23 protein-coding genes are annotated in these 24,300 nt (G+C 38.6%); 9 read left to right on the top strand and 14 right to left on the bottom strand.

The annotated features are described in order from the left end of the window. Positions 1-33: 33 nt before the first annotated feature. From ACQ2HF_RS04860 to ACQ2HF_RS04825, 8 genes are all read right to left on the bottom strand, one after another. Positions 34-771, bottom strand: coding sequence for a metal ABC transporter ATP-binding protein (locus ACQ2HF_RS04860; RefSeq protein ID WP_432412399.1), 738 nt, complete (start codon positions 769-771; stop codon positions 34-36). Positions 772-999: 228 nt separating this feature from the next. Next, complete coding sequence (locus ACQ2HF_RS04855; protein WP_432412398.1) at positions 1,000-1,926, bottom strand: metal ABC transporter solute-binding protein, Zn/Mn family; 927 nt, start codon at positions 1,924-1,926, stop codon at positions 1,000-1,002. 12 nt (positions 1,927-1,938) lie between these two features. After that, entirely contained in the window at positions 1,939-2,724 is a 786-nt protein-coding gene (locus ACQ2HF_RS04850) for a transporter (protein ID WP_432412397.1), read from the bottom strand. A gap of 4 nt (positions 2,725-2,728) precedes the next feature. Further along, on the bottom strand, positions 2,729-3,385 hold the full coding sequence (locus ACQ2HF_RS04845) for a metal-dependent transcriptional regulator (RefSeq protein WP_432412396.1): 657 nt from the start codon (positions 3,383-3,385) through the stop codon (positions 2,729-2,731). Between the two features lie 168 nt (positions 3,386-3,553). Next, entirely contained in the window at positions 3,554-4,048 is a 495-nt protein-coding gene (locus tag ACQ2HF_RS04840) for a YciI family protein (protein WP_432412395.1), read from the bottom strand. 54 nt (positions 4,049-4,102) lie between these two features. Continuing rightward, positions 4,103-4,573 carry a CYTH domain-containing protein gene (locus ACQ2HF_RS04835; protein WP_432412394.1) on the bottom strand — a complete coding sequence of 157 codons (471 nt, stop codon included), beginning with the start codon at positions 4,571-4,573 and terminating at the stop codon, positions 4,103-4,105. Beyond that, positions 4,558-4,935: a VOC family protein gene (locus tag ACQ2HF_RS04830; RefSeq protein WP_432412393.1), complete on the bottom strand. Its 378-nt coding sequence runs from the start codon at positions 4,933-4,935 to the stop codon at positions 4,558-4,560. The genes ACQ2HF_RS04835 and ACQ2HF_RS04830 overlap by 16 nt, the downstream gene beginning before the upstream one ends. Then, positions 4,932-5,582 (bottom strand): NAD(P)H-binding protein, encoded by a 651-nt coding sequence (locus tag ACQ2HF_RS04825; protein WP_432412392.1) that lies wholly within the window; start codon positions 5,580-5,582, stop codon positions 4,932-4,934. Before ACQ2HF_RS04825 ends, ACQ2HF_RS04830 begins: the two co-directional genes overlap by 4 nt. 96 nt (positions 5,583-5,678) lie before the next feature. Here ACQ2HF_RS04825 and dinB point away from each other — a divergent pair, with 96 nt between their 5' ends. The 3 genes from dinB to ACQ2HF_RS04810 all read left to right on the top strand — a co-directional run bounded on the left by dinB (position 5,679) and on the right by ACQ2HF_RS04810 (position 8,983). Then, the gene (dinB, locus tag ACQ2HF_RS04820) at positions 5,679-6,785 is read left to right on the top strand and encodes a DNA polymerase IV (RefSeq protein WP_432412391.1); all 1,107 of its coding nucleotides are present in this window, start codon (positions 5,679-5,681) and stop codon (positions 6,783-6,785) included. 147 nt (positions 6,786-6,932) lie between these two features. After that, complete coding sequence (locus ACQ2HF_RS04815) at positions 6,933-7,703, top strand: hypothetical protein (RefSeq protein WP_432412390.1); 771 nt, start codon at positions 6,933-6,935, stop codon at positions 7,701-7,703. Positions 7,704-7,855: 152 nt separating this feature from the next. Further along, complete coding sequence (locus ACQ2HF_RS04810) at positions 7,856-8,983, top strand: T9SS type A sorting domain-containing protein (protein ID WP_432412389.1); 1,128 nt, start codon at positions 7,856-7,858, stop codon at positions 8,981-8,983. Here ACQ2HF_RS04810 and pyk read toward each other — a convergent pair whose 3' ends face one another. The 5 genes from pyk to ACQ2HF_RS04785 form a co-directional block, all read right to left on the bottom strand. Further along, a complete protein-coding gene (pyk, locus tag ACQ2HF_RS04805; RefSeq protein WP_432412388.1) occupies positions 8,984-10,414 on the bottom strand; it encodes a pyruvate kinase in 1,431 nt (476 codons plus the stop codon). After that, positions 10,414-10,905: an IPExxxVDY family protein gene (locus ACQ2HF_RS04800; protein WP_432412387.1), complete on the bottom strand. Its 492-nt coding sequence runs from the start codon at positions 10,903-10,905 to the stop codon at positions 10,414-10,416. Before ACQ2HF_RS04800 ends, pyk begins: the two co-directional genes overlap by 1 nt. Positions 10,906-11,016: 111 nt before the next feature. Then, on the bottom strand, positions 11,017-11,760 hold the full coding sequence (gene rnc / locus ACQ2HF_RS04795; RefSeq protein WP_432412386.1) for a ribonuclease III: 744 nt from the start codon (positions 11,758-11,760) through the stop codon (positions 11,017-11,019). 9 nt (positions 11,761-11,769) lie between these two features. Continuing rightward, the gene (gene fabF, locus ACQ2HF_RS04790) at positions 11,770-13,023 is read right to left on the bottom strand and encodes a beta-ketoacyl-ACP synthase II (RefSeq protein WP_432412385.1); all 1,254 of its coding nucleotides are present in this window, start codon (positions 13,021-13,023) and stop codon (positions 11,770-11,772) included. 14 nt (positions 13,024-13,037) lie between these two features. Further along, positions 13,038-13,271: an acyl carrier protein gene (locus tag ACQ2HF_RS04785; protein ID WP_068590783.1), complete on the bottom strand. Its 234-nt coding sequence runs from the start codon at positions 13,269-13,271 to the stop codon at positions 13,038-13,040. Between the two features lie 157 nt (positions 13,272-13,428). Between ACQ2HF_RS04785 and purN the strand changes: the two genes are divergently transcribed. From purN to ACQ2HF_RS04760, 5 genes are all read left to right on the top strand, one after another. Continuing rightward, on the top strand, positions 13,429-14,064 hold the full coding sequence (purN, locus tag ACQ2HF_RS04780; RefSeq protein WP_432412384.1) for a phosphoribosylglycinamide formyltransferase: 636 nt from the start codon (positions 13,429-13,431) through the stop codon (positions 14,062-14,064). A gap of 44 nt (positions 14,065-14,108) precedes the next feature. Further along, positions 14,109-14,747, top strand: a complete 639-nt coding sequence (locus tag ACQ2HF_RS04775; RefSeq protein WP_432412383.1) for a viroplasmin family protein — start codon at positions 14,109-14,111, stop codon at positions 14,745-14,747. Between the two features lie 47 nt (positions 14,748-14,794). Continuing rightward, entirely contained in the window at positions 14,795-15,511 is a 717-nt protein-coding gene (locus ACQ2HF_RS04770; RefSeq protein WP_432412382.1) for a T9SS type A sorting domain-containing protein, read from the top strand. A 126-nt stretch (positions 15,512-15,637) separates the two neighbouring features. Further along, entirely contained in the window at positions 15,638-16,561 is a 924-nt protein-coding gene (locus ACQ2HF_RS04765; protein WP_432412381.1) for a PfkB family carbohydrate kinase, read from the top strand. Between the two features lie 209 nt (positions 16,562-16,770). Next, positions 16,771-18,669, top strand: coding sequence for an amidophosphoribosyltransferase (locus tag ACQ2HF_RS04760; protein WP_432412380.1), 1,899 nt, complete (start codon positions 16,771-16,773; stop codon positions 18,667-18,669). Positions 18,670-20,336: 1,667 nt separating this feature from the next. Here ACQ2HF_RS04760 and ACQ2HF_RS04755 read toward each other — a convergent pair. Beyond that, positions 20,337-20,945, bottom strand: coding sequence for a superoxide dismutase (locus ACQ2HF_RS04755; protein WP_432412379.1), 609 nt, complete (start codon positions 20,943-20,945; stop codon positions 20,337-20,339). A gap of 162 nt (positions 20,946-21,107) precedes the next feature. On the opposite strand from ACQ2HF_RS04755, the gene ACQ2HF_RS04750 reads away from it, so the two are divergent. Next, a complete protein-coding gene (locus ACQ2HF_RS04750; RefSeq protein ID WP_432412378.1) occupies positions 21,108-24,284 on the top strand; it encodes a UvrD-helicase domain-containing protein in 3,177 nt (1,058 codons plus the stop codon). The last annotated feature ends 16 nt before the right edge of the window (positions 24,285-24,300 follow it).

Below are 24,300 nucleotides of genomic sequence, written 5' to 3'. Positions count from 1 at the left end.
CGCTACAAAAGAGCGAAGCGAATGTCCTACCAACTATTTATTCACCGCTACTTTATAATTAATCCCATACGTCTTCGTTAAATTATCATCATTAAAGATTTCCTTTACGGGGCCTGTGGCTATTTTCTTTACATTTAGGAAGGTTACCCAATCAAAATATTCTGGAACGGTCTGTAGGTCGTGATGTACTACCACTACTGTTTTTCCTGCTTTTCTTAGTTCTTTTAAAATATTGATGATGGCAATTTCTGTCGTGGCATCTACCCCTTGGAAAGGTTCATCCATAAAATAGATGGCTGCATTTTGAACCAAAGCTCTAGCCAAAAAAACGCGTTGTTGCTGGCCACCACTCAACTGACTTATCTGCCTGTTCTTAAAAGCTAACATTCCAACCTTTTCCAGAGCTTCCAGTGAAGCTTTCTTTTCTTTTCCTCCTGGGCGTTTTATCCAACCTAATTGACCATAGGTTCCCATCATTACCACATCGAGTGCAGTAGTTGGGAAATCCCAGTCTACACTTCCTTTTTGAGGAACGTATGCAACGAGTTTTCGTTGTTTTTTATAAGGCTTTCCATAGATAGAAACGCTGCCTGCAATAGGATCTAAAATCCCTAAAATGGCTTTTATCAACGTAGACTTTCCTGCTCCATTAGGTCCAACAATGGCCATCAACACACCTTCGGGAACGTGCAAATCTATATCCCATAACACAGGTTTATAGTTGTAAGCAACCGTAAGGTCATCTACTTGTATGGCATATTTGGTTTCCATAGTATTTATTGTTAGTTATCCATCTCTTAGATCTACAAGAATCGCTCGTGCCTTGTTCATACCTTGCAGGACTTTCCACCGCTTGGTCTTTTTCATTTCATCATTCGAAATTCTGCGGTTCTATATTCGATATTTTTTAGTTCTACAATCAGCATCAAAAATCAGCAATCGTTAATTTTTCAGTCTTCTTTTACACCTCTAAGCCTCCTCCCAACCTCCAAAAAAATTTTACTGTAGGGAATTAACGATGGTGTTTACGTTATAGGTGAACATGCCAATATAAGTCCCTTCTTTGGTATCTGGGTTTCCTAATGCATCACTGAACAAGGAGCCTCCTATTTTTACATCTTGACCTTTGGATTGTACCGATTTCTGTAAGGCTTCAATAGTACGTCTGGGCACGGAGCTTTCCACAAAAATTGCTTTTACGTTGTTGTCTATAATAAATTGTGAAATTCGCTGCACATCCTGCACTCCTGCCTCAGTTGCAGTGGAGAGGCCTTGTAAGCCTACCACATTAAAATCGTATGCTTTTCCAAAATAATTGAAAGCATCGTGAGCCGTGACCAAAATTCTCTTTTCCTTCGGAAGCGTTTCAATCTTGGCTTTTACTTCGGTTTCTAATAGGGTTAATTGCTGCAGGTATGTTTCTTCGTTTTCAATATACGCAGCAGCATTTTTAGGGTCTTTTTCAACTAAAGTTTCAGTAACTTTTTCGGCGAACTTTTTGAAAAACTCAATATTAAACCACACATGCGGATCGTAATTGGAAGCAAAATAATCTGATCCAATAAGTTCTCCTTTTGGAAGAAATTCTCCCAAACCTATTGTAGTTTTTGTCGATTCCATTTTTTCAAAAACTTCCACCAACTTACCTTCTAGATGCAAACCGCTATAAAAAATAATATCGGCTTTATAAAGTTTGGACACATCGCCCTCGCTCGCTTTGTAAAGGTGTGGATCTACTCCGGCACCCATCAAACCTTGAACTTCTATATGATCACCGCCTATGTTTTTTACCAAGTCGGTAATCATACTCGTGGTGGTAACAATTTTAAGTTTTTGTGGTCCATCTGCATCTTTCCTTTCGTTTTTACACGAAATAAATGCAACCATGATAAGTACTGAAAGTGTTATTATTTTTATGATTTTCATTTTTTATTTTTTCTAATTCGGTATTCTGAAACTTACCCCTGCACTCAATAAAATATCCTGCCCAGCAGTAAAACTGCTTCCTATGGTTGCGTCCAATTGAAGCGTAGGGTGTAGCAAATAAGTAATCCCTGCATCCCATAAATGATTGGCTTTGTTATCTTCTGGAAAATCGCCATATACTTCGGCATACAGTCCAATTTTGTTTGTTATGCTATACCCGTACGAAAGTGTGTAGAGGTATGCTAGCTCTGGCGAATCGTTTCCCAAAGCGGCGCCCAAATTGTACGAAAGACTTGATTTTTCAGACAATGTATGCGAAAAGGAAAACCGAAAATCTGCTCCTGTGGTTTCCGGTCTGTAATCGCTTCCAGCGGTAAACGGAAGGTACAAATGCCCTAACAATCCTATTTGTGGTTTCCATCCATCTTCGTCTGCAATCTCAACTTTCATTCCTGCTAATAATGGTGTAAAACCACTAGAGACATTGTCCGCTTCCTGGCCGTTAAAACTGAAACGAGTTTCTTCAAAATTCCATCCTAAGCGAACCTCAAAATTGTTGAAAATTCCATACCGTACCAAGGTGGTGTTGTAGCCATAGATTTCTGTTTTTAAATCATTTTCTTCAAAAGAAGTATAAAATCCGCCAGTTTCTACTTGTAAAGAACCTTTGGGCACTGTATTTGGGGATTCGGTAGCGTCTGGCCTATCGGTGATCATAGAGTCTGCCGTGGTCGTTTCCTCCTGTGCGTACAACATGCCGCAAAAAAATAAAAATGATGCGCTAAGTACTTTTTTCATACTACTAGTTAGTTTGTATGTATAGATTTTCGGCTATTTTCTTTGAAATAAAAAATTGGTCCCGTCCCACTTGAATGATCATAGAGCCATCAAAAAATTCTTTTCCTAGCACTGAAATTTTAGTGCCAATGGTGATGTTCTTTTTATCCAAATATCTGAGAAATTCGCTATCGCTTTCTTTCACACCTACGCAAACGCCTTTTTGTTGTTTGTCGAGTTCTGAAAGTAGTTTTTTCTCGGTGGGTTTTACATTACCGTGTTTATCTGGGATGGGGTCTCCGTGCGGATCAAAATCTGGAAATCCCAAAAATTTATCTAAACGAGAAATGAGTTCTTCGCTTTGCACGTGCTCTAGTTGCTCTGCAATATCGTGTACTTGATCCCAATGAAAATCTAATTTTTCCACCAGAAACACCTCCCATAAACGATGCTTGCGAATAACATTGGCGGCTGTTTTTTTTCCTGCTTCTGTTAAGGAAGTTCCTTTGTATTTTACATAAGACAAAACTTCTTTTTCCGCCAATTTCTGAACCATATCGGTTACCGAAGATGGTTTGGTATCCATCGCTTCTGCAATGGCATTGGTACTTACCACACCCTGACTTTTATTCTCAAGGTGGTAAATAGCTTTTAAATAATTCTCCTCTGCTAATGAAAACATACGGCAAAGGTAATCTTATTTTTTGAACTGTGCTGTTTTTATTTTTAGTCTTGGCTAAAAATAACGTTACTCGTTTGCTCGTTATCGAGAACTATTCAATTTGTAGCCTTAGAAATAGGTTTCGACTGCGCTCAACCAGACATTGTTACGAGCCACTATATATTTAAGTTAACGCAACCCAAATCCTTTGGCAGCCCACCACGGATGCATCTCAATAGCTAATCTGCCCGCTTTTACCATCGGGTCGCTATTGGCTAGACTATCTGCCATTTTTAAGGTGGGTACATTATAAATAGTTACACCTCTAATTTCGCCATCGTCTCCAAAAGGCCCAGAGATGTCTGCAAATCCGTTGGCATACATACGCCCTAAATGCTCTAAATGTAGTTTTTGAAGGCTATCGGCTACTGCCTGGGTTTGACTTCGGTTAGGCCCAGCTTTTAAAAAAGCCATATAGTATTGTTGCATTACTACGGTATCTCCTGAGTCCGGATCCACGTAGTCAAAAATTTGAAATCCGTCTTTGGTGAGTTGCGCTTTTAATGCGGCAATCGACGGTTTTTCGTCTTCCGGACAAGGTTCCATGAGGTATTCACGATGAATTTCGGGCTTACAGGATAGCATTGCTAGTACTGCGAATAAAAGTATGATTTTGATTTTCATATAAAATTATTTTGTTTGTTATACAGAGGCTCCCGGAGAATCACGGAGACATTCTCACCATTTTTTAAAAGGATTTTTACTTAAACTTGAATTATAATATTTTATATCTCCCGTTACTTCTTTTCCTAACCATGCTGGCTTTATAAAGCTTTCATTTTCATCGGAAAGTTCTATTTCAGCAACAATTAATCCTAAGTTATTTCCCTGGAACTCGTCAATTTCAAAAACATGCTTTTCAGCGTTAACTTCATACCTTGTTTTTTCTATGACGCCTTCTTCGCATAATTTCAAGAGTGCTTCTGCTTCAGCGACGTCTAGCTCCCGTTCCCACTCAAATCTAGTGGTTCCGGCCTTATTGGATTTTCCTTTTACGGTTATAAATCCTTTATCTCCTTTAATTCTAACGCGTACCGTACGTTCGGGATGTGTATTTAAAAAACCTTGTACGATTCGTTTTTTTGAAAAGGCTTCGGCTTTGTAAGCATCGGAGGATATTAAAAATTTTCGTTCTATTTCTTGCGCCATGGTGGGTTTTTTCGGTTGGTTCCTGCGTGATAGATGATGATAGTATTTCCATCAAGATCTTTTAACTTGGCTTCAGTCCATAGCCAGGATTGTTGGGTGATTTCGGTTTCAAAAACAATTCCTTTTTCTTTTAGTTCTGAAACCTTTTCAGCAATAGTAGCAACTTCAAAATAAATGATGATGCCTTCTCCCTCTGGCAAAGTCGTAACTTGATGGATTGAAAACGTAGCGTCTCCTTCCAAACATTCAAACCTCGCATAGGCATCGTGGGTATGTACAATAAGTCTCAGCCCTAATTTCTCATAAAACTGGATTGCTTTTGGCACGTCCAAAGACGGTATGGTGACTTGGTTTAAATTCATGTATTTGCTAACTCTTTTATTTCATCTGAAGGAATGCGCTGTTTGCCATATTTTGTCTTGGCAACCTTTGCCATTGCCAGAGCAATTGTTTCTGGCTCAATAATTTTGTATTTCTCGGGGATTAAGAAGCTGAAGGCTCCCATAAAAACCTGCGCCATACGTTCTCCAAACCGCTTTTCACTTCTATCCCCGCCTAGTAAGGAGGGTTGAAAAATATAAGTCCCGTCAATGTTACGTTTGAGAACGTCCCGTTCCATTTCGCCTTTTATTTTATTATAAAACGTCCTGCTTTTTGGGTCGGCCCCCATTGCTGAAATGACCTCAAAGATTTTAATGCCGTTGTTTTTTGCCACTATAGCAGCAGTAACGGGGATACCGTAATCAATCTTTCGGTAGGTTTCTTTATCGGGCGTTTTTGCTTTGGTAGTTCCTATGCAGCAGAAAACCACATCGCCTGTGAAAGTTTCAGAATACTTTTCCAATTCAAACAAATCGATAAGGTGCTCTTCAATTTTAGGATGAGAAATAGTACAAGAACTTCTACTGAATAATTTCAGTTTTGTATAGTCTTCATCTTTTAGAAGCAGTTCCAGTAATTTTCCGCCTACCAATCCGGTGGCTCCTAATATAATGGCTGTTTTGGGCATAGTGTTCTAATTGGGATTAATTTAAAATTATATTCTCAGATTAGGTTTCGACTGCGCTCCACCTGACATTGGGAATAAAGGTATTAAATTTACCCTATGGAAACCGATCTTCCGCTTCGGAAAATAATTCACGTAGATATGGACGCCTTTTATGCTTCGGTAGAGCAACTGGACGATCCTTCGCTCGTTGGCAAACCCATTGCCGTTGGTGGTGGGGGTACGCGTGGCGTGGTGAGTGCTGCTAGTTATGAGGCGCGTAAATATGGCGTGAGATCTGCGATGAGCGGTGCTTTGGCTAAAAAATTATGTCCCCACCTTATCTTTGTACGAACCAATTTTGACCGTTATCAGGAAATTTCAGCTACAATTAGAAAGGTGTTTTTTGAATACACAGATCTTGTAGAGCCTCTTTCCCTAGACGAAGCTTACCTGGATGTAACCGAAAACAAAAAAGGCAATCCAAGTGCATCCTTGATAGCCTTAGAAATACGTCAAAAGATAAAAGAGCGCACAGGTTTAAACGCTTCCGCAGGGATTAGCATTAATAAGTTTATTGCGAAGGTGGCAAGCGATGTCAATAAGCCCAACGGACAAAAAACGGTTCCTCCAGAAGAAGTTTTGGAGTTTTTGGAACACTTAGATATCAAGAAATTTTATGGCGTAGGCAAAGTGATGAAGGAAAAAATGTACCGCCACGGTATTTACACAGGGGCTGATCTTAAAAAAAAACCTTTGGAATATCTGGAAGAACACTTCGGTAAAAGTGGCGGGTATTACTATAATATTGTTCGTGGCATTCATACCAGTAAGGTGAAAACCGAACGCACCCGTAAATCGTTGGCTGCCGAGCGCACGTTTAACGAGAATATTTCTTCTGAAATATTTATGCTGGAACGCCTTGAGAACATTGCCGAAGAAGTGGCCAAACGCCTCAAAAAAAGCAAAGTTGCCGGCCGAACTATTACCCTTAAAATTAAATACCGCGATTTTACCTTACAAACGAGAAGTAAGACCCTGCCGTTATACATTGCTTCCAAAGAATTGATCCTTGAGAACGTTAAAGATTTGTTATACCAAGACGAAATGAAGGACTCTGTACGTTTACTAGGTATAAGCATGAGTAACCTGAACAACGAAAACCCTAAAAAAAAGGCGGCGATTTCAGAAAAAACAATTGATGTGCAGTTGAAATTGGACTTTTAACCCCCTCCGCTTGCGGCATCTCTGTGCATTCCTCTCGCAGAAAAAGCTCGTCGGATGCAATAAGGGGGAGGAAATAAGATAACTTAGAAATACCCTATGTAAAAAACTACTTTTTTGAATCTAAATATTAACTAAAACGCTAACATTATGAAAAAAGTAGCACTTACTATCATCGCCCTAACCTTTGCAACGGTTTTTATGTCTTGCAAAAATGAAACCACCGACACCGAAACTACGCCAGAAAACCACGATCTGGCTGTAGCAGACACCACCCCCTCTACTGAAACAGGGTATTTATACGTCACGGCACCTAGCGGACTGACACTGAGAGAATTCAACAATTTGAATAGCGATAAGCTAGCCGTAATGCCCTACGGAACCAAGTTAAAAGTACTTACCAACGAAGCTAATAAAACAATGAACGTTGGCGGTATTGATGGCGGTATGAACGAAGTTGAATATAATAATAAGACAGGATTTGCCTTTAATGGCTTCCTTTCAAAATTTTTCCCTCCAGAGAAAGGTACCAATGCCAAAATGTATGTACAAGATTTGAAAACCACCTTCCCCAATGTTTCCTATACTGAAACTACCGGAGGTACGGCGAGCAATCCTACCAATACAGAAGCGGTTTTATTACCCACCCAACAGTGGCACGAAGCTTTTTATATTGCTCAAAAATTATACGATATCCCAATGGCCTTCAATTTTCCAAACCCAAAGGGAAAAGATTCTGAAACCATCAAGAATAGCAAAAAAGCAGAGCACTTACTTACAAGCGACTTGATATTAGAAAGAAAGGACAATGAGTTACAGAAAATCACCTACAGTCAAGCAGCCGAAGGCTTTGGGAGCGGAGTTACTATTTCCAAAGAAGGAGACATGATGAAGATTGAATATACTGCTGTTGTTGATTAAATTTCTATTGATGTAACATCTCAAATTCCCAAAAATTCAAACCTGTTGGTTCTTTATGACCTAACAGGTTTTTTTATGTATCTTTAAGTTAAGTGAAATTTCACTTTTGTTTATAGCACAGTAGCTACTTAATCAAATAAAACTTTACTACTATGAAACATATATTACTTTTTCTGGGAATAACTATTGGCTATCATTCTTTTGCACAGATTACTCTTATTCCAGATGAAGAGTTCGAAATGTTTTTAATTTTTAATGCTATCGACACTGATGGAACTGTTAATGGACAAGTGAATACCGCAGATATTGAAGGTGTAACAGAATTAAATATTGATCAAGTTCCTATAACCGACCTTACCGGGATTGAAGATTTTGCTGCGTTAGAAGTTCTTAGAATTAATTTTACAGACTTAACTTCTCTTAATGTTTCACAAAACCAGAATCTAGTAGCATTAGACTGTCAAGACAATAAACTTACTGAACTTATCATGGAGAATAATCTTGCCTTAGAAGAACTTCTTTGCGGAAATCCTACATTTGATGCGGGTGGAGCTAATGAATTTACTTCGCTAGATTTGAGTGGTGCTCCAAATTTAAAATTTTTAGACACCTATGCAAATTTTCAATTAGTTTCTTTAAACTTAACACAAATACCGCTACTAGAAACTTTTTATGGTGCTTATTGCCAATTTGATAGTTTAGATTTTTCAAACTGTCCCAATCTTGAGGCACTGGATATAGGTGGTTACGAAGATGGTTTGATATTTGGTCAAAGTAATAATCTTACTGAATTAGACCTCTCTAATAATCCCAATCTCACAGATGTAAATGTTGGCTTTACAGGTATAATATTGCTTAATTTACAAAATGGCAATAATACCATATTAACAGAAATGCGTGCAAGTCTAAATGATATGCTGTTTTGCATCGTAGTAGATAGTCCTACTGCTGCAAATAACGGCGATGTTCCTTATGGAAATTGGGAAGTAGACCCATTAGTATATTACTATGATTCTGATTATTGTGAACTGGGAATAGAAGAAAATGAATTAACAAGTTTTACACTGTCCCCTAATCCTACCTCACAACTAGTACGAATCACTTCATCAAATAATTTGGCTCCAAAAGAAATTCAAATTTATTCAGTTAGTGGGCAATTGTTGTTGGAGCCAAGTTTTAACAATGGCAGTATTGATATTTCTAAACTGGCCTCTGGATTTTATATATTGAAAGCTAGATTTGACACTGGATTTTCTAGTCAACCTTTTATAAAAGAATAATTATTTCACCTGGCTCACCCGTAAGGTATTCACCATTCCTTTATCCGTAATAGGCATTGCCGCCAGGTTAATAAGATAATCCCCTTTTTCCACAAAACCGCGTTCGTGGGCAATTCGGTTTACATCGTCTACCGTTTCGTCTGTGCTTACAAACTTGTCATAATAGAACGATTTTACACCCCATAATAAGTTGAGACGCGATAAAATCCTACGGTTGCTAGTGTATACCAAAATATGTGCAGCCGGTCTCCAAGCTGAAATTTGAAAGGCAGTATACCCGCTATTGGTCAACGTACAAATAGCTTTTGCTGAAATCTCATTGGCCATACTCGCCGCATGGTAACAAACAGACTTCGTAATATAGCGATTGGTACGAATATGTGGTGGCTCCTGTGGCACATTAATCAGTCCTGAATTCTCAACATTTTTACAGATTTTGGTCATTGTCTTAATTACATCGACAGGGTATTTTCCCACCGAAGTTTCTCCAGAAAGCATCACCGCATCTGCACCATCCATCACACTATTGGCCACATCGTTAACCTCTGCCCTTGTTGGGGTTAGGGAAGTAATCATTGTTTCCATCATTTGTGTAGCGATAATTACAGGGATTCTAGCTCGCTTGGCAGTAAGCACCAATTCTTTTTGGATAAGCGGCACTTCTTCTGCGGGCACTTCTACCCCTAAATCGCCTCGCGCTACCATTAAGCCATCGCAATAGGCTACAATTTTATCTATATTTTTTACGGCTTCAGGTTTTTCAATCTTGGCGATGATAGGAATTTTATATTCGCTATGTGCTTCAATTAATGCTTGGAGCTCTTTTAAATCTTCGGCATGACGAACGAACGAAAGCGCAATCCAATCTACTTTCTGACTAATAGCGAAAATCGCGTCTTCTTTATCTTTTTTGGTAAGAGCGGGAAGAGAAATATTTGTATTTGGCAAATTAACGCCCTTTCTTGAACGTAAAGGTCCTCCTTGTATAACCGCGGCTTTAACTTCATTTTTATTGTTTGTTTCCAGTACTTCAAACATAAGTTTTCCGTCGTCAAGTAAAATACGCTCTCCTACTTTCACATCTTTTGGAAAGTTGTCGTAATTCATATACACTCTTTTGGCGGTGCCTTCAAATTCTTTCCCGGTACAAAATTTAATAACATCACCCGGCTGCACCACCACTTCTTCTTTCATCATCCCAACGCGTAACTTTGGGCCCTGTAAATCTCCCAGAATTGCAGTAGTGGTATCCATTTCTTCTCCCAGAGAACGAATCATTTGGATGCGTTCTTTCACATCTTCATAATTGGCGTGGGAAAAATTAACTCTGAATACATCTACGCCTTCTTGAATCATGGCGCGCAGGGTTTCTCTATCTGAAGTTGCTGGGCCAAGTGTGGCTACTATTTTAGTTCTTTTTTGTTTCGGCATTAGTCAAAAATTAAGTTTTCTCTGGATTTCACTTCGGAAACTTCAACCATAAAGGCTGAAATTACCTGATTTATTTCGTTTAATTGCATCAGTAATTTCCTGATGGGTGTGGTCTCATATTCTGAAGAAATCTTCAGAAAAAAATCTACTTTTTTAAATTCTGGCAATAAGTATTTGGTAACGACTTCTTCTGCCGTTTCATCTCCAAATAAGCCCCCACTAGCAACGGTATGTGCTGCTACTGTCTTGCATTTGTTGGCCACTAAATGATAGGTTGTATACTGATTTGTATCTTCAAAATCGAACAAAGGGAATGTAATTTCCAGTCCTTCTTCTGAAAAATCAAGATCTCTACGCCTACGCTCTAAACGCAAGTGTATAAATTTATTAAGCAGATAAGCCATTTTGTAAGCTTCTTCACTACAATGTATAGCGATAAGCGAAAAATCTTCGCCTATAGCATCGTCTAGAATAAGTTTGTGGTTGGCCATAACTTTGTAAAATTCCAAATCACAAACTCCAGATCACAAAAAAATTGATGGAATTATATTTGAAATGTTGAAACACTAAAATAGCGAACCTTTTGTAAACGAATGTAACGTTTAGTTTAAATCTTTTTCTATGGCTACTTGTAATTTATAGTAGGCTCTTTTTGAGGCACGTTCTTCGGCTTTTTTCTTTGAAGTGGCCCTAGCTTTTCCAACGGTAATATTATCCAACTGAAGTTTCACGGCAAAATGTTTTAATTCATCATTGCCTGTGTCGTCATACACTACATATTTGAAGGCTTTTTTATGCTTTTGGCACCATTCAATAAAAAGGCTTTTGTAGCTAATTACTTTTCCTTCTAACCGCTCAATGTCTACATAAGGTTTTATCACCCTCTTATAAATAAATTTTTCACAATACGGAAAACCTCGATCCAGATAAATGGCACCTACCAAGGCTTCAAAAATATTTCCGTGAATGTTTCCGCCAAACTGCTTGGTTGGAATATTTGTTTTCAGAAGTTTAATGAGTTGAAGGTCTCTTCCTAATTCGTTTAAATGCTCTCGGCTTACTACTTTAGATCGCATTTTCGTCAAATAGCCCTCATCTCCAGAAGGTACTTCTTTGTAAAGGTGTGAAGCAATAACAGATCCCAACATAGCATCTCCCAGAAACTCCATTCGTTCATAATTTTGAGGAATTCCTTTACTATTTTTTTCGTTTAAAGAACGATGGGTAAAGGCTTCTTCAAAAATGGCAATATTTTTAGGCTTAAAACCCAGTATTTTTTTTATAGTAGCATAAAATTCCCCTTCCTGGCCAGAACGGGAACTAAATATTTTTGGAACGAGCGCCATTAATTAAAATTAAGCGTCCAATTTCTTGAAGAGAACGCAAGCATTATGCCCTCCAAAACCAAAGGTATTGCTCATAGCAACTTTGATTTCTCGCTTTTCAGCTTTATTTAGGGTAAGATTTAAAGAACCATCAATATTTTCGTCTACGGTTGTGTGGTTTATGGTTGGAGGAACCATACCGTGCTCCATTGCCAGGATAGCGGCAATAGACTCAATAGCTCCAGCTGCACCCAATAAGTGCCCAGTCATAGACTTGGTAGAATTGATGTTAATATTTTTTGCGTGTTCACCAAATACTTTGGTAATCGCTTTCAATTCGGCTACATCACCTAGCGGGGTAGAGGTACCGTGGGTATTAATGTGGTCTACTTGATTTGGCGTCATTCCCGCATCGCGAAGACAATTAAGCATTACGCGTTCTACACCTATTCCGTCAGGATGTGGAGCGGTCATGTGATAGGCATCACTAGACATTCCGCCACCTAATACTTCGGCATAGATTTTTGCGCCACGTGCTTTGGCGTGTTCGTATTCTTCTAAAATTAAAGCTCCTGCGCCTTCACCCAATACAAATCCGTCGCGTGTTGCGTCGAAGGGTCTCGATGCCGTTTGAGGATCGTCGTTTCTAGTAGAAAGAGCGTGCATAGCATTAAAACCTCCAATTCCTGCCATAGTAACGGCAGCTTCACTACCTCCTGTAACAATAATATCACAATGTCCTAAACGTATATAGTTTAAGGCATCTATCATCGCGTTGGCAGCAGAGGCACACGCAGAGACCGTAGTATAGTTAGGTCCCATAAATCCGTGTTTAATAGAAATATTCCCGGGGGCAATATCGGCTATCATTTTAGGAATAAAGAAGGGGTTGAAACGTGGTGTTCCATCCCCTTCTGCAAAATTTATGACTTCATTCTGAAAGGTCTCCAAGCCACCAATTCCAGCGCCCCAAATTACACCCACACGAAATTTATCTACTTCGTCTAGGTTAATTCCGGCGTCTACTATGGCTTGATCACTAGAAACTAACGCATACTGAGCAAAACGGTCCAGTTTACGTGCTTCCTTCCTATCAAAATGGTCTAATGGATCGAAATTTTTGAGCTCACAAGCAAATTGTGTTTTGAACTTTTCAGCATCAAAATAGGTGATAGGGGCGCATCCGCTTCTGCCATTTTTAAGACCATCCCAGTATTCTGAAATAGTATTGCCAATGGGTGTGAGGGCTCCTAAACCGGTAACTACAACTCGCTTTAACTCCATATAAGGGCTCTTTTTTACTTAGCTTCCTCTATGTATGAAACTGCTTGACCTACGGTCGCAATGTTTTCTGCTTGATCGTCTGGAATCTGGATATCGAATTCTTTTTCGAATTCCATAATTAGTTCAACGGTATCTAGGCTATCTGCCCCAAGGTCGTTAGTGAAGCTTGCTTCGTTTACAACTTCGTTTTCGTCTACGCCTAATTTGTCTACAATAATTGCTTTTACTCTTGATGCAATGTCTGACATAATGTTTTGTTTTAAAATTTAATTAAGTGGCAAAAATAAAATATTTAAATTGAAAAAGCCACTTATACTATAAAATGTGCTCACCAATTTAACAATTTTTGGGCGAAGTAAAACCCTATTGCCTATTTTTGTGAAATTATTTATTTGATTTACTTCAGTGAACACCAAAGAAACCAAGAAAGAGAAGAAGATTGTAATTTTTGCTTCGGGTAGTGGTACCAATACCCAAAATGTGATTCAATACTTTCAGCAATCCAAAGTTGCCGAGGTTGTTCTCGTGCTCAGTAACAAGAAGGATGCCAAAGTATTAGCACGTGCTCAAGCCTTACATGTAAATGCGTCAAGCTTCAGTAAAACTGAATTATTTTCAGAAGAAGGTGTGTCTAAAACACTTAAAGAAATCCAACCAGATTTGATAGTTTTGGCAGGGTTTCTACTGAAATTTCCTGAAAATATCCTCCGTGAATTTCCAAATAAAGTGATTAATATCCATCCTGCATTATTGCCAAAATATGGTGGAAAAGGAATGTATGGACACCATGTTCACGAAGCAATTGTCGCAAATAATGAAACTGAAACAGGTATTACCATACATTATGTGAACGAAAACTATGACGAAGGCGCTAGTATCCTTCAGAAAAAAATAGAAATAATACCTAGTGACACTGCCGAAGATGTGGCAAAAAAAGTACACCTTTTAGAATATGAATGGTTGCCGAAAGTGATAGAGGAGTTAGTGTCCTCCCCAAACCCCTCCCGAGGAGGGGCTTTATTAAAAGATCAAAACAGATAACCTCTATTCCCTCCCTTCGGGGAGGGCTAGGGAGGGACTATTATATGACCAAAAAAAAACAAAAATTTTACGTAGTGTGGTATGGCAATCCCGCCGGGATCTTTGGCAGCTGGAAAGAATGCCAGTTATCTATTAAAGGCGTGAGCGGTGCACAATACAAATCGTTTCTCACTTTTGCCGAAGCTAAGATCGCCTATAATAAAGAGTATGCCGACTATAAAGGCAAAAACACCAAAAAGAAAATTTTAAGCAAAGAGGACCTGGCCAAAATTGGCGAACCTAATCTATACAGCATCGCCGTAGATGCCGCTTCTAGCGGAAACCCAGGCATCATGGAATATCGAGGCGTAGACACACAAACTAAAAAGCAATTATTTCATCAAGGGCCTTTTCAGCAAGGCACCAATAATGTAGGAGAGTTTCTAGCGCTTGTACATGGGATTGCTTTTCTAAAACAAAACAATAGCGACCGAATACTTTATACAGATTCCCGTATTGCGATGGGGTGGGTAAAGCGAAAAAAATGTAACACAAAACTTAAGAAGTCTGCAAAAAACGCCAAGGTTTTTGATTTAGTCACCCGTGCCGAACACTGGCTTAAAACCAACACCTACGCTACCAAAATAGTAAAGTGGGAAACCAAAGCCTGGGGTGAAATCCCTGCCGATTTTGGACGGAAGTAAAGATTTGTCTACCTTTAAAGATACTCCCCCTTTAAGATCTATTTACTATGAAAAAAATACTGCTCTTATGTGGCCTGTTTTATTCAATGGTAGCTTTAGCCCAAGACCCACAGCTTTTTGACACTACTTGGTATCTGGAAAATATAATTATAGATGGCACGCAGATAAATGCCCCCAGCAACGATGAAGTTCCTTTTGTTGAGTTTATTATTACAAATGACGGGTTCAACACCTACGTATGTAATTTTGCTATAGGTGAAGTTGCATTCAGTCAAACTGAAGATACCTTTGAGATTTTAAACATGGTAATCTCGTTAATTGACTGTGACAACCAAGTAAACACAGTCTTCGAAGGCGATTATTTTCAGGATTTCTTTGGGCCTAACTTCATTTTCGATAATCCTTTCGCCTACGAAATCACAACAAGCACAGGAGACTCAAAACAACTGGTCTTGACCTCCGCATCAGGAAATACCGCCACTTATAACAATGCTATTTTAAGTGTAAATGAGCAACATCTAGGAGACTTTATAAGCTATCCAAACCCTGTTGCCTCAACGGTAACCATTACCCCTCAAAGTAACACACTCGTTGCAGAGGTGACTATCTTTAACATCACCGGGCAACAAATCTTACAAAAGCAATTGGAACTGGGAACCAATGACGTTACGCTAGATCTTACTAGTTTACAGAGCGGCTTATATTTCGCCCAGATAAAAGATCACAATGGCAGGTCGCACCTGCAGCGTATGGTGAAAAAATAGTTAGAAATGCTGTGCTATTTTGTTAGCGCTGAAAGCTTACAGAAAGCCCAAGAAATGTTCTAATAATTTGGTATCTTTGCACCTTCATTTCAAACAAAAAGTTACCCGACTTTTCGGGCACTGAAGATGAGCAAACTTGTAATCGTTGGAACCGTTGCGTTCGATGCTATTGAAACCCCGTTCGGGAAAACAGATAAAATCTTAGGAGGAGCTGCTACCTATATAGGACTAGCTGCCTCACAGTTTAATGCCGATGGCGCCATCGTTTCGGTAGTTGGGGGTGATTTTCCGCAGGAGGACATTACCATGCTACAAAACAAAGGAATGAATGTGGAAGGCCTGGAAATTGTAAAAGAGGGTAAAACATTTTTTTGGAGCGGTAAATATCATAACGATATGAACACTCGCGACACGCTGGCTACCGAACTAAATGTTCTGGAAACTTTTTCTCCAGTAGTACCAGACGCTTACAAAGATGCCGAAGTTGTGATGTTAGGGAACCTGCACCCAATGGTACAAATGGGCGTGATTGACCAAATGAACGACCCAAAATTGGTAGTGTTAGACACTATGAACTTCTGGATGGATATTGCTTTAGACGATCTTAAAAAAGTAATTGCCAAAGTAGATGTGATTACCATAAACGATGAAGAAGCAAGACAACTTTCTGGAGAATATTCGCTAGTAAACGCTGCCAAGAAAATCTTCACGATGGGGCCAAAATATGTGGTGATTAAAAAAGGAGAACACGGCGCTTTAATTTTTCATAAAGACCAAATGTTCTTTGCACCAGCTTTACCTCTAGCCGAAGTATTTGATCCAACAGGAGCGGGAGACACGTTCGCAGGAGGTTTCACTGGTTATTTAGCCAAAACAGGCGACTATAGTTTTGAAAATATGAAACGAGCCATTATTCACGGTTCGTGCTTAGCTTCTTTTTGTGTAGAAAAATTCGGCACCGAAAGAATGCAAGATTTAAAGAGAGAAGAAGTGAACAAGCGCTTGCATCAATTCAAGAGTTTAACACAATTCGATATACAACTAACATAACAACGCGCCCTGAATTTTCAGGGCGTTTTTGGTCCTACCCCGATTTGCGGTGGCCGAATGGAGGATATGAATTTTGATGAAAAAATAAGTAATGAAATTGAACTCTTTACGATTAACCAATAACTTTTAACCGATAACATAGTACCGAAGGAAATTTCAAGTGATAATTTTCTAAGACAATATACTATTGAAATTCAATTTAACAAATAATGAGTGACGCACTAAAACACGAATGTGGAATTGCCTTAGTAAGACTTCTAAAACCATTGGAGTTTTACAAAGAAAAATACGGTACTGCTTTTTACGGAGTGAACAAGATGTATCTAATGATGGAAAAACAGCACAACCGTGGACAAGACGGTGCTGGTTTTGCCAGTATTAAACTGGACGTAAAGCCAGGAGATAGATACATTAGCCGCATTCGCTCTAACCAATCGCAACCTATTCAGGATATTTTTGCACAGATTAATGCACGAATTAATGAAGAATTTACTGCGATGCCTAGTCTTAAAGATGATGTAGCTGCTCAAAAACGTATTATACCTTATATAGGAGAGTTGTTTTTAGGTCACGTTCGCTACGGAACTTTTGGTGGTAATAGTGTAGAAACCGTTCATCCCTTCTTACGTACCAACAACTGGATGCACCGTAATCTTATTATTGCGGGTAACTTTAACATGACCAATACTACGGAACTGTTTGATAACCTCATTCAATTAGGAATGCATCCCAAAGAGAAAGCAGACACCATTACCGTAATGGAAAAAATAGGTCACTTTCTGGACGATGCTGTGCGTAAATTATATAAAAAAGCAAAAGCAAAAGGACTAAATAAAATAGAAGCCTCCCCTTTTATTGCCGAAAACCTTAAGATGTCCAAAATCTTAAAAAAATCGGCCAAAGATTGGGACGGCGGCTATGCCATGGCTGGATTATTAGGTCACGGAGATGCTTTTGTTTTAAGAGATCCTGCAGGAATCAGACCCGCATACTATTACAAAGACGACGAAGTGATTGTCGTGGCAAGTGAGCGTCCCGTGATACAAACGGTATTTAACGTTCCATTTGAAAGTGTAAAAGAAATTGAACCTGGTCATGCCCTATTAATGAAGAAAGACGGTTCTATGACCATGGAAGAAATTTTAGAACCTTTAGAGCGCAAATCTTGTTCTTTTGAGCGTATTTATTTCTCTCGCGGAAGTGATGCTGAAATCTATCAGGAACGAAAAGAATTAGGAAGATTAATTATGCCGAAGGTATTGGAGAGTATTAAGTACGATACCGAAAATACCGTTTTCTCTTTTATACCAAACACTGCAGAAACTTCCTTCTACGGAATGTTGGATGCTGCACAAAATGAGCTTAACAAACAAAAAAACGAAGCCATTTTAAAAGAAGCCGAAAACCTGACCGAGGAACGCCTGTTGGAAATTCAATCGCATAAGATTCGGACTGAGAAAATTGCCATTAAGGATGTAAAGCTAAGAACCTTTATCACAGACGATAGCTCCCGTGACGACCTGGTGGCACACGTTTATGATGTTACTTACGGTGTTGTGAGGCCCAATGATAACTTGGTTATTATAGACGATAGTATTGTACGAGGGACAACGTTAAAGAAAAGTATTCTTAAAATGCTAGATCGTTTGCAACCAAAACAAATTGTTGTTGTTTCTTCGGCGCCACAAATTCGCTATCCGGATTGTTATGGGATTGATATGGCGCGACTAGAACACCTTGTTGCTTTTAATGCGGCCTTGGAATTGCATAAAGAACGAGGCACAGCTGGAATTATCGAGGAGATTTATGAAAAGTGTAAAAAGCAACTTCAGTTACAAGATACCGAAGTAGTTAATCACGTAAAAGAATTTTACGCTCCCTTTACAGATGAAGAAATTTCGGATAAAATTGCTGAAATAATTTCGGAAGATAACATAAACGCGAAGGTGAAATTAATATTCCAATCGGTAGACGACTTGCACAAAGCGTGTCCTAAAAATCTGGGTGACTGGTACTTTACAGGCAATTATCCAACCGCCGGAGGAAATCGTGTTGTTAATAAAGCATATATAAATTTCTACGAAGGCAACCCAGAACGCGCCTACTAAATGTTAAATTTTAAACTTTAATAGCTTTTAAACGGATTTTAATTCCACTTTATCTAAAAGTAGGAAAAGTCTTATTATCGGTTTAGAAAATAAATATATATTTGATTCATACCATAGCATAAGTAGGTTAAGTTCATGGTAGATTTGGGGCAAAAAAAGATGAACATCTGTTCATCTTTTTTTATACCCCAAATTCTCGGGGTGCCGAACACAGAAAACGCTTTTTTATAGAACCCAAAATAGTAGGTGAGGCGTTTTAAATATCTCCGAACATCTGTTCATCTTTTTTTATACCCCAAATTCTCGGGGTGCCGAACACAGACAACGACTCTTTATACAACCCAAAATAGTAGGTGAGGCGTTTTAAATATCTCCGAACATCTGTTCATCTTTTTTTATACCCCAAATTCTCGGGGTGCCGAACACAGAAAACGCTTTTTTATAGAACCCAAAATAGTAGGTGAGGCGTTTTACATATCTCCGAACATCTGTTCATCTTTTTTTATACCCCAAATTCTCGGGGTGCCGAACACAGACAACGACTCTTTATACAACCCAAAATAGTACGTGAGGTGGTTTACACTTCTCCGAACATCTGTTCATCTTTTTGTATACCCCAAATTCTCGGGGTGCCGAACACAGACAACGCTTTTTTATACAACCCAAAATAGTATGTGAGGCGGTTTACATATCTCCGAACATCTGTTCATCTTTTTTTATACCCCAAATTCTCGGGGGTGCTGAGTGCAGTGAAGCGCTTACTTAAATATTGAAACAATTACTTTGTTTTTTTAAACAGATTGAAAACCGCAAGTACTCCAATCGTATTAAATTATTTCTCAAAGTGTCATCTTTCTGAAAATTTCTAAGCCAATTACAGAGAAACCAAGCACTTTAACGAATAAAATTTCCGTTGGTCTAAAAATTAATCTTCTTAATTTAAGAATACTATATATTTGACTAATACCATAGCATAAGTAGGTTAAGTTCATGGTAGATTTGGGGCAAAAAAAGATGAACATCTGTTCATCTTTTTTTATACCCCAAATTCTCGGGGTGCCGAACACAGAAAACGACTCTTTATAGAATCCAAAATAGTATGTGAGGCGGTTTACACTTCTCGGAACATCTGTTCATCTTTTTTTATACCCCAAATTCTCGGGGTGCCAAACACAGACAACGATTCTTTATACAACCCAAAATAGTATGTGAGGCGTTTTACATATCTCCGAACATCTGTTCATCTTTTTTTATACCCCAAATTCTCGGAATGCCGAACACAGACAACGACTCTTTATAGAATCCAAAATAGTATGTGAGGCGGTTTACACTTCTCGGAACATCTGTTCATCTTTTTTATACCCCAAATTCTCGGGGTGCCGAACACAGACAACGATTCTTTATACAACCCAAAATAGTATGTGAGGCGTTTTAAATATCTCCGAACATCTGTTCATCTTTTTTATACCCCAAATTCTCGGGGTTCCGAACTTCTACGTAGCCTGCTCGTCAAGGCACAGTAGGCAGGTTCAGCCCCTGGCAACTTGTAACTAAAAAAAACACAAGCGTCTATCAATCGACCATTTGCAAAACCTGAGCATTTTAAGCATAAAAAAACCCTCCTTCAAATAATTTTAAAGGAGGGTTTGGCATTGTTACAGAATAGTTTATTTATTCTGCATATATCTTTTAGATACTTCGTCCCAATCAATTAGGTTGAAGAAGGCCTCAACATAATCTGGACGCTTGTTTTGGTAGTTTAAGTAATAGGCGTGTTCCCAAACATCTAATCCTAAAATTGGGGTTCCACCACATCCTACTTCTGGCATTAAAGGGTTGTCTTGGTTTGGCGTACTGCAAACTTCAACTTTACCTCCATCATGTACACACAACCAAGCCCATCCTGAGCCAAATTGCGTTTTGGCAGCTTCGGAAAATTTCTCTTTAAAATCTGCAAAGCTTCCGTAAGCACTATTAATAGCACTTTCTAGCTCACCAGTTGGTTCGCCACCACCTTTTGGAGACATAATTTCCCAGAAAAGTTTGTGGTTATAAAACCCTCCGCCATTGTTTCGTACAGCTTTATTTCCTTTGTCAAGATTAATCAAAATGTTTTCAATGGTTTTCCCTTCCATGTCTGAACCTTCAATGGCCGCATTTAATTTATCGGTGTATCCTTGATGGTGTTTCGTGTGATGAATCTTCATAGTTTGTTCATCTATATGTGGTGCTAATGCATCGTAGGCATATTTTAATTTCGGTAATTCGAATGACATAATTCTTTGTTTTTTTGGTTACTACTAAATTTCTACTGGTAAAGATACATATTACAACACCTTGAAAGTGTTATAGAATTTATAAGATTTTTATCTGGGTATAGACAATCTCGATATACTTTCATACCCCAATTAAATGTGTACTTTTATAAAAAATAGCTCGTGACCACAACAACTCCTTTTGTTATTTACAATGCTTCTGCTGGCAGCGGCAAGACCTTTACACTCGTAAAACTATATCTGAAACAATTACTAAAGGCTCCCAGAGAAGATAGCTACAAAAACTTACTGGCCATTACATTTACCAACAAGGCCGTTGCCGAAATGAAAGAGCGCATCATAGAAACATTGGTGCAGTTTTCAAACACCGCTACAACCAACGAGCCTCCAGTAATGCTATCACAAATTGCTGAAGAAACCCATATGGACATTGCCGTCTTGCAGCAAAAATCTAAAAAAATTCTGTCGCATTTATTACATCACTATTCACAATTTAGTGTAGAAACTATAGATCATTTTAACCACAGGCTTATTCGAACCTTTGCCCGCGATTTAAAACTTCCAGCACATTTTGAAGTGAGCCTGGATACGCAACAACTTATACAAGAAGCTGTAGACCAATTAATTGCTAAAGCTGGTGAAGACAAAGAAGTCACAAACGTGCTCATACAATTTGCGTTGCAAAAAACAGATGAAGACAAATCTTGGGATATTGCAAATGACATCGCGAATACAGCGTCTCTTTTGCTGAATGAGAACGATGCAGCTCACCTTAAAAGGTTCGAAAAAGCTACTTTAGGAGACTTCCAAAATTTTAAAAAATCTATTCAGAACAAAAGGGAGGAACTGCTTTCAACCATTTCACAATTAGCACAACAAACACTTACCCTCATTACTGAAGCAGGTTTAGAAAAAACAGATTTCAGTGGTGGGAGCCGCGCTTATTTCCCTAGTTATCTGGAAAAGTTAGCCGAATCCAACCTTGGGGTTTCTTTTGGCGCTGTGTGGCAGGAAACTATGGATGAAAAACCTATGTATCCCAAAAGCAAAACAACCAATCTAATTGCTGGAATTATAGATGCGCTGGTGCCACAATTTATGGGCGTTTTTCAGCAAACAAAACGTTTTGTTGCTGACATATGGTTATATGATAATATCCTTAAAAACCTCATTCCACTTTCCGTAATAAATTTGGTTCAGCAGGAATTAGAAGTGCTAAAAGAGCAGTATAACGTCCTGCCCATTTCAGAATTTAATTCACTTATTCACGAAGAAATTAAAGACCAGCCTGCCCCCTTTATTTACGAGCGATTGGGAGATAAGTATCGTCATTTCTTTATAGACGAATTTCAAGATACTTCTTCCTTACAATGGCAAAATCTAATTCCGTTGATAGACAACGCCTTGTCTCAAGAATTTGAAGATACTAATCAGGGAAGCTTGTTGCTTGTAGGCGATGCCAAGCAGGCTATTTATCGATGGAGAGGGGGGTTGCCAGAGCAATTTATGAATTTATACGGTGCTGAAAATCCGTTTTCTATCCTTCAGAAAAACGTAGAAAACCTAGACACCAATTATAGAAGTTGTGAAGAAGTGATCGATTTTAACAATAAATTTTTCAGTTTTATAGCTTCCTATTTTGGCAACAGCGTACATCAAAATTTATATGAAATTGGCAACAGTCAAAAACAAAATTCAAAACTCAACGGCTATGTTCAAATAGAATTTATTGAAGCAGAAAACAAAGAAGAGGCACATCTACTTTACGGGCAACACGTTTTTGAAACCATTACGACTCTTAAAGGCAACAAGTATTCTCTTGAAGATATCTGTATTTTAACCCGAACCAAAAGCAATGGAATTGCGCTAAGCACCTACTTAATGGAGTTAGGGATAGACGTAGTGTCCTCGGAAACATTGTTATTACAGTTTTCACCCTTAGTTCAATCTATCGTAAATGCACTCACTTTTACAGTGTTCCCTACCAACGAAATGGCAAAGGTTTCATTCTTAGAATTCATCCACGACAGTTTTGAAATTAGCAAATCAAAACACGCGTTTTTAAGTGAACTATTGCCTTTAAAAGAACCATTATTTTCAGAAAAACTCAATGCCTACGGAATATCTTTTTCTCTTGCTGAAATTGCTTCCAAATCGCTTTACCAATCGTGTGAATACATTATAAATGCACTAGAACTAAACAAAAAAGCAGATGCCTATTTGTTCACGTTCGTAGATTTTGTGTTGGATTTTGAAAGCAACCCACAGGCTGGGAAAATAAACTTTTTGGAACATTGGGAACAGAAAAAAGGAACAGCAAGTATTCCCGCAGGAAACACACAAAATGCGGTGACGGTCATGACCATTCACAAGTCTAAAGGGTTAGAGTTTCCCGTTGTTTTGTTTCCGTATGCCGATACTGAAATTTATGGTGAAATAAATCCAAAAGCGTGGTTTCCCATTGCTCACGAGCAATTTAACGAGGTACTCATAAATTATAAAAACGAAGTGGAGACCTACGGAGAAGCAGGGCAGAGGATGTATGAAGAACGTCGAAATAGATTGGAATTAGATAATTTCAATCTTTTATATGTTACGCTTACTAGAGCCGTTGAGCAACTATACATATATGCTGAAAAACCTTCTAAACAAATTTCCAATCCTCCGAAAGATTTCAGTCAGGTATTGATTGCCTTTTTGATGGCTCAAAATAAGTGGAACGAAGAGCAGTTGACGTATTCCTTTGGGGATTCAATAAAAACAGGGCAGGCACGGCCGAAGGAAATTGCTAAAACAAACAGAACGCCAATAGCACCCATTTTTATCTCTTCTGCTCCAGAAAAACACCAGTTAAGTGTTGCCAGTGCAGATGCATCTCTATGGGAAAGTGAGGCTGCTATCGCAATAGATCTTGGGAATTTGTTGCACGATACTATGGAAAAAATAAAAACGAAGAAAGATATGGATCTGGTGTTCGAGAATTATAAGCAGCGGAGTATCCTTCCGAAGGAAAAAATAAGCGAACTGAAACATGTAATCCAGGGTATTATAAATCATCCCGAGGTTTCATACCTTTTTAACGACTCTCTAGAAAAAGACACCATTTACAATGAGCGGGATATTAGTACTAAAGAACAAAAATTAATCCGCCCCGACCGCCTCAATTTTTTTAAAAACAAACACGTTGTCATCACAGATTATAAAACAGGGGCGCCCCTTGAAAAACATAAAATACAAATAAATAGCTATGGGCAAGCACTTCAAGACATGGGGTTTCTGGTGCAATCTAAAGTTCTAATTTATGTGGATGGCGCCTCTATTTCAATAAATAAAATTTAACTTTGGCACCTATAAA

Origin of the sequence: Rasiella sp. SM2506, assembly GCF_050859505.1 — a bacterium.
Taxonomy (GTDB): domain Bacteria; phylum Bacteroidota; class Bacteroidia; order Flavobacteriales; family Flavobacteriaceae; genus Marinirhabdus.
The sequence above is the reverse complement of the archived record's forward strand: the minus strand, read 5'-3'. Positions and strand labels throughout refer to the sequence as shown.